10 protein-coding genes are annotated in these 12222 nt (G+C 65.8%); 5 read left to right on the top strand and 5 right to left on the bottom strand.

Annotated elements, in window-relative coordinates:
• Positions 1 to 225: 225 nt before the first annotated feature.
• Entirely contained in the window at positions 226 to 1053 is an 828-nt protein-coding gene (locus tag ACE3UG_RS09825; protein WP_374622933.1) for a DUF4088 family protein, read from the top strand.
• 184 nt (positions 1054 to 1237) lie between these two features.
• On the opposite strand, the gene ACE3UG_RS09820 is transcribed toward ACE3UG_RS09825, so the two are convergent.
• Positions 1238 to 2218, bottom strand: a complete 981-nt coding sequence (locus ACE3UG_RS09820; protein ID WP_374622930.1) for a hypothetical protein — start codon at positions 2216 to 2218, stop codon at positions 1238 to 1240.
• Positions 2219 to 3056: 838 nt separating this feature from the next.
• Here ACE3UG_RS09820 and ACE3UG_RS09815 point away from each other — a divergent pair.
• On the top strand, positions 3057 to 4661 hold the full coding sequence (locus tag ACE3UG_RS09815) for an AbgT family transporter (protein WP_374622927.1): 1605 nt from the start codon (positions 3057 to 3059) through the stop codon (positions 4659 to 4661).
• A 72-nt stretch (positions 4662 to 4733) separates the two neighbouring features.
• Complete coding sequence (locus ACE3UG_RS09810) at positions 4734 to 5210, top strand: nitrate reductase associated protein (RefSeq protein ID WP_374622925.1); 477 nt, start codon at positions 4734 to 4736, stop codon at positions 5208 to 5210.
• Positions 5211 to 5261: 51 nt separating this feature from the next.
• Here ACE3UG_RS09810 and garD read toward each other — a convergent pair whose 3' ends face one another.
• Positions 5262 to 6794, bottom strand: a complete 1533-nt coding sequence (garD, locus tag ACE3UG_RS09805; RefSeq protein WP_374623263.1) for a galactarate dehydratase — start codon at positions 6792 to 6794, stop codon at positions 5262 to 5264.
• 490 nt (positions 6795 to 7284) lie between these two features.
• On the opposite strand from garD, the gene kdgD reads away from it, so the two are divergent.
• Together kdgD and ACE3UG_RS09795 are read left to right on the top strand one after the other, a co-directional pair.
• A complete protein-coding gene (gene kdgD, locus ACE3UG_RS09800) occupies positions 7285 to 8196 on the top strand; it encodes a 5-dehydro-4-deoxyglucarate dehydratase (RefSeq protein WP_374622923.1) in 912 nt (303 codons plus the stop codon).
• 11 nt (positions 8197 to 8207) lie between these two features.
• A complete protein-coding gene (locus tag ACE3UG_RS09795) occupies positions 8208 to 9782 on the top strand; it encodes an aldehyde dehydrogenase (NADP(+)) (protein WP_374622921.1) in 1575 nt (524 codons plus the stop codon).
• Positions 9783 to 9931: 149 nt separating this feature from the next.
• On the opposite strand, the gene ACE3UG_RS09790 is transcribed toward ACE3UG_RS09795, so the two are convergent.
• From ACE3UG_RS09790 to ACE3UG_RS09780, 3 genes are all read right to left on the bottom strand, one after another.
• Positions 9932 to 10918 (bottom strand): anti-sigma factor, encoded by a 987-nt coding sequence (locus tag ACE3UG_RS09790; RefSeq protein ID WP_374622919.1) that lies wholly within the window; start codon positions 10916 to 10918, stop codon positions 9932 to 9934.
• A complete protein-coding gene (locus ACE3UG_RS09785) occupies positions 10915 to 11481 on the bottom strand; it encodes an RNA polymerase sigma factor (protein WP_374622917.1) in 567 nt (188 codons plus the stop codon). Before ACE3UG_RS09785 ends, ACE3UG_RS09790 begins: the two co-directional genes overlap by 4 nt.
• A gap of 177 nt (positions 11482 to 11658) precedes the next feature.
• On the bottom strand, positions 11659 to 12051 hold the full coding sequence (locus ACE3UG_RS09780) for a hypothetical protein (protein WP_374622914.1): 393 nt from the start codon (positions 12049 to 12051) through the stop codon (positions 11659 to 11661).
• Between the last annotated feature and the right edge of the window lie 171 nt (positions 12052 to 12222).

Here is a 12222-nt window from a genome sequence, read left to right as displayed (position 1 = left end):
ATGTGTTCCCGCATGGCCAATTTCACAGCGCGCGGCCACGACCGCAGCGCACCGCTTACACGTATCGCTGCACATGACTTCACGCGCAATGGGGATGCACGTGGCACGAGCTTCGGCGGCAGCGCCTCCGGCTCGCGGCACTGGCACAGACACTCGACCGGCTGACGCGCGCTCGCTCGCGACGCCGCCCGGCGCCATCGTTGCTGTGCCTGGGAGCCCGTCACGATGAGCCGCATTTCGCTTACCCTCTCCGACACCGCGCTGGCGGATCTGAAAAAGGACTTCGACGCGTTCGTGCGCATTTCCGCCGCCGTCGACCGTCACTTCACACCGCCGCCGTTCGACGATTTCCTGCGCGCCCGCCTGCTCGACAGCACCGTGCCGCTCACCGAAGCCGCCGTTGCTCAGTTGCTCGCTGGCGGACATTACGCGTGGGCCAAACGCACCTTCGACAAACAGTTTCCCGACGTCGTCTCGATCATCCTCAATCAGGCGCGTCAGCACGGGTTCTATTTCGTCTCCCGCCCCGAATGGACGCGCGAAGACATGTCGCGTCAGGCGAGCCGCTGGGCCGAAGGCATTGTGCGTGAAGCGAAGGGCGAGGAGCGTACCGTCGAGTCGCTCGCGGGACAGATCGTCACGTCGGCGCAAGACTTGCGCACCCTGGAAGCGACGTTGCAGACACCCGCCTGGCGCACCGCATCGGTGCTGCGCGAGCGCGTATTCAACGCCAAGCGCGGCGTGGAGTCTGCGCGTTCTTTGCAAGCACGCGAGCGACTCGGCGAGCTACGCGCGCTCCTCGATCTCGCGGTGATCTATGGTTCGGTTGGCGCGCAGGAAGCCGAACAGATTCTGGAGTACCTGCGCTTGCTCCGTCCCGAGCTGTTCAACGACGATCCGGGCATCGTCGAGCGTCTTGCCGCATGGCTACGCCGTTTGCTCACACCGTCCACGCCACGCGCGGGCGCTGCGCCGGACGCGCCGCCGTCCGGCGTGGCGGCCGAGGTGCCGCGTCCGAATTCCGATTCGCGGCAATCGCCCCTCACGCATTGATGCACTGACGCACTGACGCACTGACGCGCTGACGGGCGGACGGCATCCAGGCCGACGCTCATTCCCGCATTCCCGCATCCCCGTCTTCCCGACGTGTCGGCCGAGGCGCCGCCCTTCGGTCGAGGACCGCCGCGACGCCCCCCGAAGCACATGCCCCATCCGGGGGCACGGTCCGAGCGCAATCTCAGAAGTCTTCGTCCAGGCGATGCAACGCATCGAACATGACCCGGTAGGCGGCCGCAACCCCGTAGGCACCGCGCAACATGCGCACACGCGACACCGCGTCGGGCTCGCCGGCCTCCTCCACCCATTGCGCGAGCAACGAGGTTCCACCGCAAACGCTCGCATCGTGCCGCGCATGCGCGCCGAGCGCTGCAAACCCCTCGGCGGCCGACGGATACCGCTGCGCGAGCATGTCGAACTGTGCCTCGATCTCGCTGGCCGCGCGTACCGTCGCCGGGGCCTGGCTGAGCGCGCAACAGCCCACGTAGGCCGGCATGTCGCCCGCCGCACCAATGATGAAGTCGATGAGCGCGTGGGTCGCGTCGAACGCGCCGCTGTCGAGAAACGTGCGCGCGGCCGCGCCGCAACGCAGGAGCCCGGCGGCGAGCATCGTCGCCTGTCCGCGCTGCTCGCGATACTGACGCAACAGCAATGGCCGCAGCACCGCATCGGTGCAACGCTCTACGGCAATACGATTGTGAACGTCGGCCCCCGCCGCGCGATGGTAGTGCTGCGCGAGAAACGCCAGCACCTGGATGTCGCTCGACTCGCCGGCAAGGAAGCGCGCCCAGAACGGCGCGGCGAAAATGCCGCGCACCCAGTCATCGCAAATCCGCCCGAACGCCGGCACGATATCGCAACGCGTCGCGGGCAACACGTGCACCAACGCTTCGTCGACGAGCGTCGCCAGCCAAGTCCCCGGCAGCGGCGCTTCGGCCAGCAACAAGCCATGCCGCATGCGGTCCAGCCACGTAGCGGCTTCCGCCGGCGCGCCATGCAACGTGCAGGACACTTCATGTGACGACACGGTGACGGCTTGCGCATCGCCCGTCCATCGCGCATGTGGCGATACGATGACCCACACCGCCGTGTCGCAGGCGTCCGGCGTGAACTGCGAGACGGGCGCAGGACCGGAGATCGAAGACGCGACCGTGGCACTCATCGGATGATGGCCCCAAGCAGCGTTACGCCGGCAGGATCGATGCGCCGCTCGATCTCCGCGCGAAATGCCACGGCGTTATCGTCCAATGACAGGCCCGGTACGGTTTGCATCTTGCCCCCGCTGCCACGGCACGTGGCGCGCGCCTTTCCGCGTGAAGCGTCCGAGGTGCCACGCGCCGGTCGGCGCGCCACCTTCTCAGGCAAACAGGCGGTCCCATCGGTGGCAGGCAGTTTTCGAGCGCGCGCCGCAGCGGGCGACTCGAGTACGACGGGAAGAAAAGGAAACGGTGACGGCGGCGCATTGGACGGCATGTCGGCTCCTTTCGAAATTCTGGTGACGCGGATGGCCGCGCTTCGTGCAAGTCTGCCGCGCGACCCGCGCATGCCCTATCAGGCATGAACGCAGCGGCCCGCGGGCCAAACGTCTACATTAGAAATCCCTTAGGGGTTCGAAAAAGAACGGAGACTCTAGATCTACGTAGACGACGTTGTCATATCGCCCCGCCGCAACAACACCGGTCCGACGCAAACGACCTGTGGCTCCCCGGGAAATCGCGACGGTTCGACATCGCCGCCATCGTGAACGGCAAATGCGGACATCGTCTCCCAATCACGAAATTTCAAGACTTTTCCCAAGAACTTGGGGCATCGATGCCCGGTTGCGGCGTCGCACCGAGACGTCTTTCCCGTAGCGACGCAGTCGAGCCCCACCCCACTGGCATCGGCCGTCCGCTCAAAATGCGCCGGGCGTTACCCCAAAAATGTGCCTCGTCGTGCACGAACACCCAAATTCGCCCCTACGCTAGGGCATCTCAAGCTCAACAACGGAGACGTAACCAATGCCCGACGCCCCTCCCCACGCTGCGGATGCGCCTGGCACCGCGGCACCGCACGCCAAAGCCCGCCTACGCGGGGTGCTTGGCCTGGTCGAGTGGCTCGGCAACGCACTGCCGCACCCGGTCACACTTTTCGCACTCATGACAGTCGGCGTCATCGCGCTGTCGTCGATCAGCGCCGGGTTGGGCATTTCCGCTGCCGACCCGCGTCCGGCCAATGCTGGCGACATACTGAGCGTGACGAATCTGCTGACGGGCACCGAACTCGTGCGCTGGGCCAGCACCGTAACCACGAACTTCACGTCCTACGCACCGTTGGGCACGGTGCTCGTGGCGCTGCTTGGCATCTCGATTGCCGAACATTCCGGCCTGCTGTCGATCGCGCTTCGGGCACTGGTCGTGGCCGCGCCGCGTCGCTGCATCACCATGGCGATCGTCGTCGCCGCCGTGATCTCGAACGTCGCGTCGGATCTCGGCTACGTCGTCGTTCTGCCGCTCGCCGCGATGCTCTTCGCCGCGATGGGCCGTCATCCGCTCGCAGGCCTGTCGGCAGCGTTTGCCGGGGTGTCTGGCGGTTACGGCGCGAATCTCGTGCTCAGCACGTCGGATCCATTGCTTGGCGGCATTACCCAAAGCGCAGCGCAACTGCTCGCCCCGGAGTACAGCGTGAGCGCCGTTGCGAACTGGTACTTCATGGCGGCGAGCACGCTGCTCGTCACGCTGGCCGCCACCTGGGTCACCGAACGCGTGATCGAACCGCGCCTGGGCACCTGGACGCCGCAGGACGGCGATGCGCAGACACTGTCCCCGGAGGCCGGCATCGGCCGGGACATCACGCACACCGAGCGACGCGCATTGAGGGCCGCACTCGCGTGCATGCTGGCCTGTGGCGCCGCCTTGTTCGTGCTCGCGTGGCCCGACAGTTCCCCGCTGCGCGATTCGGCTGGCGAATACGGCAGCCGTGCGCCGTTGTTCGGCAGCGTGGTGGCGTTCATTGTGATTTTCTTTGCGCTGCCGGGATTGCTGTACGGCGTCATGACCGGGACGTACCGAAACGACCGCGACGTGATCGCCGCCATGTCGAAGACCTTGGGCAGCCTCGGCCAATACCTCGTCCTCGTGTTTTTCGCGTCGCAGTTCATCGCCTTGTTCGGGCGCAGCGGCTTGGGCACCATTCTCGCCGTCAAGGGGGCCGGCTGGCTCAGCGGGATTGCCGATAACGGTCCGCTGCTGTTCGTCGGGCTAATCGCCCTTTGTGCCGCAGTGAATCTGATGATCAGTTCCGGCATGGCGCAGTGGGCGCTCATGGCGCCCATCGTCGTGCCGATGATGATGCTGCTCGGTTACGCCCCGGAAGTCGTGCAAGCGGCTTACCGAATCGGCGACTCGGTCACGAACGTCATCACGCCGATGCTCAGCTACTTCGCGCTCATTCTCGCGGTCGCGACCCGCTATCAGCGCGATGCCGGGGTGGGAACGTTGCTCGCGCTGATGCTGCCGTACGCGATCGTGTTCGCCGTCGCATGGACCGCATTCTTTTGTCTCTGGGTGTTCGGTCTGGAATTGCCGGTCGGGCCGAACGCGCAGCTTCGTTACTCGGGCCACTGAGCGCAACGCGTGAGAGTCTGCTCACTTGCAGTACCATGATCGTTTCCGTTGCTGCACCCGGGAGCGACTCTCATGCATCTTTATCAGCGTCTGCCGATCTTTGTTTTCGAGATCGAAGCCTGTGAAAACCTGAAGTTCATCACGATGGCGATTCGCTTCAATCTGGATCGCAATGGCCAACACCTGTCGCTGGCCGACTGGCAGCGTTTGCCGCAAGCGGCACGCGAAACGCTGGCGTCGTGTCTGCCGGGCGACGACGATTTCGCAGCCCGTCTCGATGAAATTGCCCGCGACCATCTCGGGCGAGCGGTCGAGCGCAGCGTCGATCCGGCGTCGACCGCCTGGCAGGACACGAACACGCTGCCGCCAGGACTGCTCAGGCAATGCGAACTGGCCGACCTGACGCCCCCCGATGTCGGCGACTGGGCCACACTCCCGGCGTTTCGCCGCTACGTGCTCACCAAGCTCTCACGGCGCGACACGCCCAATCATTGCTTCGTGCCGGCCATGCTCGAATTCGGACTGGCACGAACGCCAGCCGAACTCTGAGGGGCGCGCGGGCCGCCGCTGTCGATTTCCCGTCAATGCCTGACCATCGACTCAGGTCACCGGCGCCGGGTTGAACAACGCAAGCGCGTTATGCAGTCCCCAGCGTTCCGCCCATGTCTTCTCGCCACTCGCCACGGCGAGCATCAGATGAAAGAGCTGCCAGCCGATGTCTTCGATGGTGGCATCGCCCGTGGCAATGCGCCCTGCGTCGACATCCATCAGATCGTGCCAGCGACGCGCGAGATCGGAGCGCGTCGCGACCTTGATGACGGGCACCTCGGCCAGCCCATACGGCGTGCCGCGTCCCGTCGTGAAAACATGCAGATTGATCCCCGCAGCGAGTTGGAGCGTGCCGCAAATGAAATCGCTTGCCGGGGTCGCAGCGTAGATCAGCCCACGCTGGTGTGCGCGGTCGAGCTTGGCCCCCGGCGAGACCACGCCGTGAATCGGCCCCGTGCCCGACTTCACGATCGATCCCATCGCCTTTTCCACGATGTTCGACAGTCCGCCGCGCTTGTTGCCCGGCGTGGTGTTGGCGCTACGGTCGACGCGCCCGCGCTCCAGATACGCGTCGTACCAGGCCATCTCCCGAATCATCGCTTCAGCCACTTCCGGTGTCGCCGCGCGTGAGGTGAGCTGATCGATGCCGTCGCGCACCTCGGTGACTTCGGAGAACATGACCGTGGCACCGGCGCGCACCAGCAGGTCGGTGGCAAAACCCACCGCCGGGTTCGCGGTCACACCGGAGAACGCGTCGCTCCCCCCGCACTGCACACCGACCACCAGCTCAGACGCCGGCACCGTCTCGCGTCGACGTGCATCGAGACGTTCCAGATGCGTGTGCGCCGTCGCAAGTATCGAGTCGATCATCGACAGGAAGCCGACGTGCGCGTCGTCCTGCAGACAGACGGTATCGGGCTTGCCCTGCGCATCGGCGCTGCCGATGGGAATGCTGCCCGCCGGCAAGAGACGCTCGGGCTGAAGCTTCTCGCATCCCAGACTGACCACCATCACTTCGCCGCCGAAGTTCGGATTCATCGAGATGTTGCGCAGCGTGCGGATCGGGATGACGGCATCGGGCGCATCGATGGCTACGCCACAGCCATAGGTGTGCTCCAGCCCGACAACGTCGTCGACATTCGGATACTGCGGCAGCAACGTCTCTTTGATCCGTTTGACGGCATATTCGACCACGCCCGCGACACATTGCACCGTGGTCGTGATCGCAAGAATGTTGCGCGTGCCGACCGAGCCGTCGGCGTTGCGATAGCCCTGAAACGTGAATCCCTCGAGCGGCGGCAGCGGCGCGCCCACCCGCGTGCCGATCGGCAGATCGTTGAGCGTCGGCGCCTCGGGCATCAGCAGATTGCGCTCATTGACCCAACTGCCCGCAGGCAGCGCACGTGCCGCATAGCCGATCACCACCCCGTAACGAATCACTGCCGCGCCCTCGGCCAAATCGGCCAGTGCGACCTTATGCCCCTGGGGCACGGCGTCCACCAGCGTTAGCCCGTCTGCAAACCGGCTGCCAGCGGGCAAGCCACCGTCGTTCACGACGATGGCCACGTTATCGTCCGGCTGCATCCGGATATAGCGCGGCGCATTCTTCGCCTTTTCGCTGAGCTCGCGCAGCTCGCCCGGCTCGCCCGGTTTGCCCGATTCACTTGCGGCGGCGCGATCCGCGCCCTTCACTGATGCCATGTTGCTCACTCCTGTGCCCTGTTTTTCCGATGCAATGCGACGTTCGCCCGTGCTGGCGCATGCGATTTGCCGCGAACTTTAGCGCACTGTCACCTTCGACCGCGCTTGTCGTTGACATTGGTTCAATCACCCGTCACTTATGCGTCATCATACATCTAGATGCGTCATAATAGGCCCTCTGAAGGTCTTCGGCGAAATCCGGACAAACCCTTTTCACGTCTTTTGCGGGTTTATCCCACTGCCATTCGATAGAGCACCCTCTTGTCCACTTTCACCACATGTTATACGATGACATATAACTCAGCGCCGAGCGCTGGTTGCGCGCCTTCTTCATTCATCGAATCCGGCCCTACGGCCGACAGGAACTCTTGAAATGACCGCACCTCAAGAACTCAAGCAGATCGTCTCCGACGGCTTGTTGTCTTTCCCCGTGACCGACTTCGACGCCCATGGCGACTTCAATGCGCGCGGCTATGCGGCCCGCCTGGAGTGGCTTGCGCCGTTCGGCGCGACGGCGCTCTTCGCGGCGGGTGGCACGGGCGAATTCTTCTCGCTCACACCGAAGGACTACAGCGCCGTGATCAAGACGGCCGTCGACACCTGCGCAGGGAAGGTCCCGATTCTGGCCGGCGCCGGCGGCCCGACGCGACTGGCCATCGAATACGCACAGGAAGCCGAGCGCCTTGGCGCCGCAGGCGTGCTGCTCATGCCCCACTATCTGACCGAAGCGAGTCTGGCCGGCATTGCCGCCCACGTCGAGCAGATCTGCCGTTCGGTGAAGATCGGCGTCATCGTCTACAACCGCGCCAATTCGAAGCTCGGCGCCGACGAACTCGAACGCCTGGCCGAGACGTGTCCCAACCTGATCGGCTTCAAGGACGGCGTGGGCGACATCGAGCGCATGATGCAGATCCGCCGCCGCATGGGCGAGCGCTTCTCGTATCTGGGCGGTCTGCCGACCGCCGAAGTCTATGCCGCCGCCTACCGCGCGCTGGGTGTGCCGGTGTACTCGTCGGCCGTCTTCAACTTCATTCCGAAGACGGCGATGCAGTTCTATCGCGCCGTGTGCGAGAACGATCAGGCGACGATGGGCCGTTTGCTCGACACGTTCTTCCTGCCGTATCTGGAAATCCGCAATCGCTGCGCGGGCTACGCCGTGAGTATCGTCAAGGCGGGCGCGAAGCTCGTCGGCCACGACGCCGGTCCGGTGCGAGCGCCCCTCACCGACCTGCTGCCGCACGAACTCGACGCGCTCGACGCGCTGATCAAGAAAGTCGAAGGCTAAGGAGAATGCGCATGCAAATCACCGGTGAGATGTTGATCGGCCGCGCCGATGTGTTCGGCAGCGCCGGAACGCTCGAAGCGTATGACCCGTCGCGCGGCGAACGTCTGTCGCCTGCGTTCGGCGCGGGCACGGCGCAGGACGTCGATCGCGCATGCGCGTTGGCGCGAGCCGCGTTCGACCCGTTCCGCGCGTTGCCGCTCGCCCGGCGTGCCGAGTTTCTCGACGCCGTCGCGCAGGCCATTCTCGATCTGGGCGATGGCCTGATCGAGCGTGCCCACGCCGAGACCGGATTGCCTGTCGCCCGTCTGCAAGGCGAGCGCGGGCGCACAGTCGGCCAATTGCGCATGTTCGCTCGCGTGGTGCGTGACGGCCACTTCCTCGACGCCACCGTCGACCCTGCGCAGCCCACGCGCGAACCGCTTCCGCGCAGCGACTTGCGCCTCGCCAAGATCGGACTCGGCCCGGTAGCGGTGTTCGGCGCGAGCAACTTCCCGCTGGCGTTCTCGGTGGCGGGCGGCGACACCGCGTCGGCATTCGCCGCCGGCTGCCCGGTGATCGTCAAGGCACACTCGGCGCATCTGGGCACGTCGGAACTCGTGGCACGCGCCGTGCGTTCGGCGGCACAGGCGCTGGGCCTGCCCGAAGGTGTGTTCTCGCTGCTCGTGGGCGAACGTGCCGTTGGCGAGGCATTGGTCGCGCACCCGGCGATTGCCGCCGTGGGCTTCACCGGCTCGCGCACCGGCGGCCTCGCGCTGCAACGTATTGCGCAGTCGCGTGCCGTACCGATTCCCGTCTATGCCGAGATGAGCAGCATCAACCCGGTGTACTTGCTGTCCGAGGCGCTGGCGGCGCGCGGCGAGGCAATCGCCCAGAGCTTCGTCGATTCGCTCACGATGGGCGTCGGCCAGTTCTGCACGAACCCGGGGCTGGTCTTGGGTATCGCGGGCGAGGCACTCGAGCGTTTCTGCCGCACGGCCACCGAAGCGCTCGCCGCGAAAGCGGCGGGCACGATGCTCACGCCAGGCATTCATCAGGCTTACGACCGCGGTGTGGCACGACTGGCCGACGCGCCGAATGTAACGCTGCTCGCACGCGGTCAGACCGGCGGCGCGCATCAGGGCCAAGCGGCCCTCTTCCGCACGACGGCCACCGAGTTCCTCGCCACACCGGCGTTGCACGACGAAGTCTTCGGTCCGGCATCGGTCGTGATTGCCTGCGATACGGTCGAGGAGATGATCGCGATCACCGAGCGCCTGGAAGGACAACTCACGACAACGCTGCAACTCGACGCGGGGGATACCGACACGGCACGCCGTCTGCTGCCGAGTCTGGAGCGTCGGGCCGGACGCATTCTCGCAAACGGCTTCCCGACCGGCGTCGAGGTGTGTCATGCGATGGTCCACGGGGGCCCCTATCCCGCAACCTCGAACGCGATGTTCACCTCGGTGGGCGCCACAGCCGTCGACCGGTTCCTGCGCCCGGTCTGCTATCAGGACCTGCCCGACACGCTATTGCCTGAAGCACTGCAGGAAGCCAATCCGCTCGGCCTTTGGCGGCTTCGCGACGGCGCATTGTCCCAGGCGTAACGGCCTGGCCTCACGCATAGTGAGCAAGGCGAACAAGGCGAACAAAGCGAAAACAAGCGCCGAAACGACCAACGCCCTCGATTCCGAGGGCGTTCCGAAGGTGCCTCGTCACCGACACGACGCGACACGACGCGTCGCGGCGCAAGCCGTTACGACGCGGAATGCCCCCGCGTGAGCGCAGGCAACGTCAACAGGCCATAGAGCGGCGCCACATCTCCCTGCGTAAGTCGCTTCGCTACCGCCTTGAGATTCACGGAGCCCGGTGCACCGATGAGCGCGTAGCCGATCTGCCCTTTGCGCCACGTCACCACGCCCATGCCGTCGATCTGCTGTTCCGCCACGCCCTGATCCGGACGCGGATCACGCAAGGCGCACAACGCGATGGGATCGCCCGCTTCCGGCAAGTACACCATTTGCACCAGCGCCCGGTCCTGCCAGCGCAAGCGCTGCACGCGCTTGAACGTCAGCCCTTGCGAGCGCAGGTCGGGGACGCGGATATCGAGTTTGTCGTTCTGACGAATGTCGCTCACGACGCGCTCGGTGTCGCCGTCGTCAACCCGCACCGACGCCATCGTGTCGCGCGCATAGAGCTGCTGATATTCGGCGGCGGCGCGTACCCACGTCGTGCCTTGCGCCGACTTGGGCGGCACCGGCACCGAGGCAGTCATGCGCGCACTGCCCCCCGCGCCGAACCGGCTGAACAACCCAGGCAGCAACGGCAAAGCGACGGCGGTGACGGCCACGCCTGCTGCGAACGCGGCCGCGAGCCATCCAGTGCGCACGCGACGGCCCGCAGGAGCGTCGTTGGCGGCAGGCAGACGGCGCGGCTCGTCGACACGCCCGGTCGCTGTCGGCTCGACCGGACTCACGGCATCGGCAACGCTTTGCCCCGCCGTCGTCCGACGCTGCGCATGCGAGCGTAGCAACGCCTCGACGTTGGCGCTCAGGCTGGCGGGTACCGGTGGGAGCATTTGCGCGGCGAAACTCTCTCGGTACGGCAGACGCGAAGCGCGCAACGAGGCCAACGCATCGGCCAATTCAGGCGACGCGGCAATGGCCGCTTCCACTTCTGCCCGCTCCGCTGCGGGGAGTGTCTCATCGACGTACGCGAGCAGGCGGATATCGTCTTCGTTCATCGCGCGTCCTCCTCACTTGCGCCGGACGCGGGGCCGACACGGTCGGCGCGGCGGGGTTGCCCCTCGGGATTGCGAAACTGATCGCCGACGGTTCGGCGTGCGCGTGAGAGGCGACTCATGACCGTGCCGATGGGCACGTCGAGCACGAGCGCCGCCTCCTGGTAACTCAGGCCCTCCACGGCCACGAGCAATACCACGAGTCGCTGCGCTTCGGGCAGCCGGTCGACCGCACCGAACACCTGGTGATAACTGGCAAGGTCTTCAGGCGTCGACGCCTGAAGATCGGGGATCGCCTCGACGTCAGCGTCGTCCCACGTCAGCGCGCCGCGCGACCGAACGCGGCGCGCGCGGATCTCGTTGATCCACGTCGTATGCACGATGCTGTACATCCAGCTCAATGCCGAGGTGCCGGGCTGCCATTGGTGCACGCGCTCGAGCGCGTGCAGGCAGGCGCGTTGGACGAGATCCTCGGCATCATGGCGGTCGCCCGTGATGCGTAGCGCGAACGCCCAGAGGCGCGGCAGCAAGCCCGGAAGCATGCTGGGCAAATCCTGACCGGTCATCGGCAAATTTCCTGGCGGAGGGTGCCTGGCGTCAAGCCAGCCCGGGGCATCGCCAGCGAATACCGCTGGCGCTTGCCGCGAAATTATACTGAGCCGCCGCGACTTTGCACTGCGCCGCGTGGCCGGCCAGACCGCCAACACCCTCTCGCTCCCTGTCAGATCTGCGTGCGCTCCCGCTCAGGGCTTCACGGCGTGCCACACATCCTTGAAACCGTCGCCCTTCATGTCGCCCGGCGCGGCGTCCTTCGTGAACAGATACACGGGCTTGCCCTTGTAGGCCCATTGCATCGTGCCGTCGTCACGCGTGATAACGGTGTAATGGCCCTCGGCCTTCGCGCCCGGCGCTGCCATCACCGGCGGCCAGGCTTGCGCGCACGGGCCGTTGCAGGTGCTCTTGCCGCTGCCGGCCACATCTTTGTCGAACGTATAGACGGTGCGGTTCTGGCTGTCGACCAGCATGCCGCCCATCGCCTTGAGCGGGACTTCGGCGTGCGCCGCTGCAGCGACAAACAGACCGGCGGCGGCCACCATCGCGGTAAGGGCGGCGGACATCGATTGACGTGCATTCATGACATTGGCTCCTGAGTGATTTGTCGGGACGACACTCTCAGAACACCGGGTCGCGACGTTTTATTCCATCGCATGCATCGATATTTTTGGTGCACCGCAACGCGACCGAGCCGGGCGAGGGGGTGACGGGGGGGACGGGGGGGACGGGGGTGACGGGGGTGGTGGGGGGGA

The sequence above is a fragment of the Pandoraea sp. genome (assembly GCF_041919235.1).
Classification (GTDB): domain Bacteria; phylum Pseudomonadota; class Gammaproteobacteria; order Burkholderiales; family Burkholderiaceae; genus Pandoraea.
The sequence above is the reverse complement of the archived record's forward strand: the minus strand, read 5'-3'. Positions and strand labels throughout refer to the sequence as shown.

Excerpts from the sequence above, each read along its gene's own strand:
- garD (WP_374623263.1), bottom strand. The coding sequence starts at position 6,794 with ATGCAGCCGGACGATAACGTGGCCATCGTCGTGAACGACGGTGGCTTG.
- ACE3UG_RS09820 (WP_374622930.1), bottom strand. The coding sequence starts at position 2,218 with ATGAGTGCCACGGTCGCGTCTTCGATCTCCGGTCCTGCGCCCGTCTCG.
- ACE3UG_RS09815 (WP_374622927.1), top strand. The coding sequence starts at position 3,057 with ATGCCCGACGCCCCTCCCCACGCTGCGGATGCGCCTGGCACCGCGGCA.
- ACE3UG_RS09825 (WP_374622933.1), top strand. The coding sequence starts at position 226 with ATGAGCCGCATTTCGCTTACCCTCTCCGACACCGCGCTGGCGGATCTG.
- ACE3UG_RS09780 (WP_374622914.1), bottom strand. The coding sequence starts at position 12,051 with ATGAATGCACGTCAATCGATGTCCGCCGCCCTTACCGCGATGGTGGCC.
- ACE3UG_RS09790 (WP_374622919.1), bottom strand. The coding sequence starts at position 10,918 with ATGAACGAAGACGATATCCGCCTGCTCGCGTACGTCGATGAGACACTC.
- ACE3UG_RS09785 (WP_374622917.1), bottom strand. The coding sequence starts at position 11,481 with ATGACCGGTCAGGATTTGCCCAGCATGCTTCCGGGCTTGCTGCCGCGC.
- ACE3UG_RS09810 (WP_374622925.1), top strand. The coding sequence starts at position 4,734 with ATGCATCTTTATCAGCGTCTGCCGATCTTTGTTTTCGAGATCGAAGCC.
- ACE3UG_RS09795 (WP_374622921.1), top strand. The coding sequence starts at position 8,208 with ATGCAAATCACCGGTGAGATGTTGATCGGCCGCGCCGATGTGTTCGGC.
- kdgD (WP_374622923.1), top strand. The coding sequence starts at position 7,285 with ATGACCGCACCTCAAGAACTCAAGCAGATCGTCTCCGACGGCTTGTTG.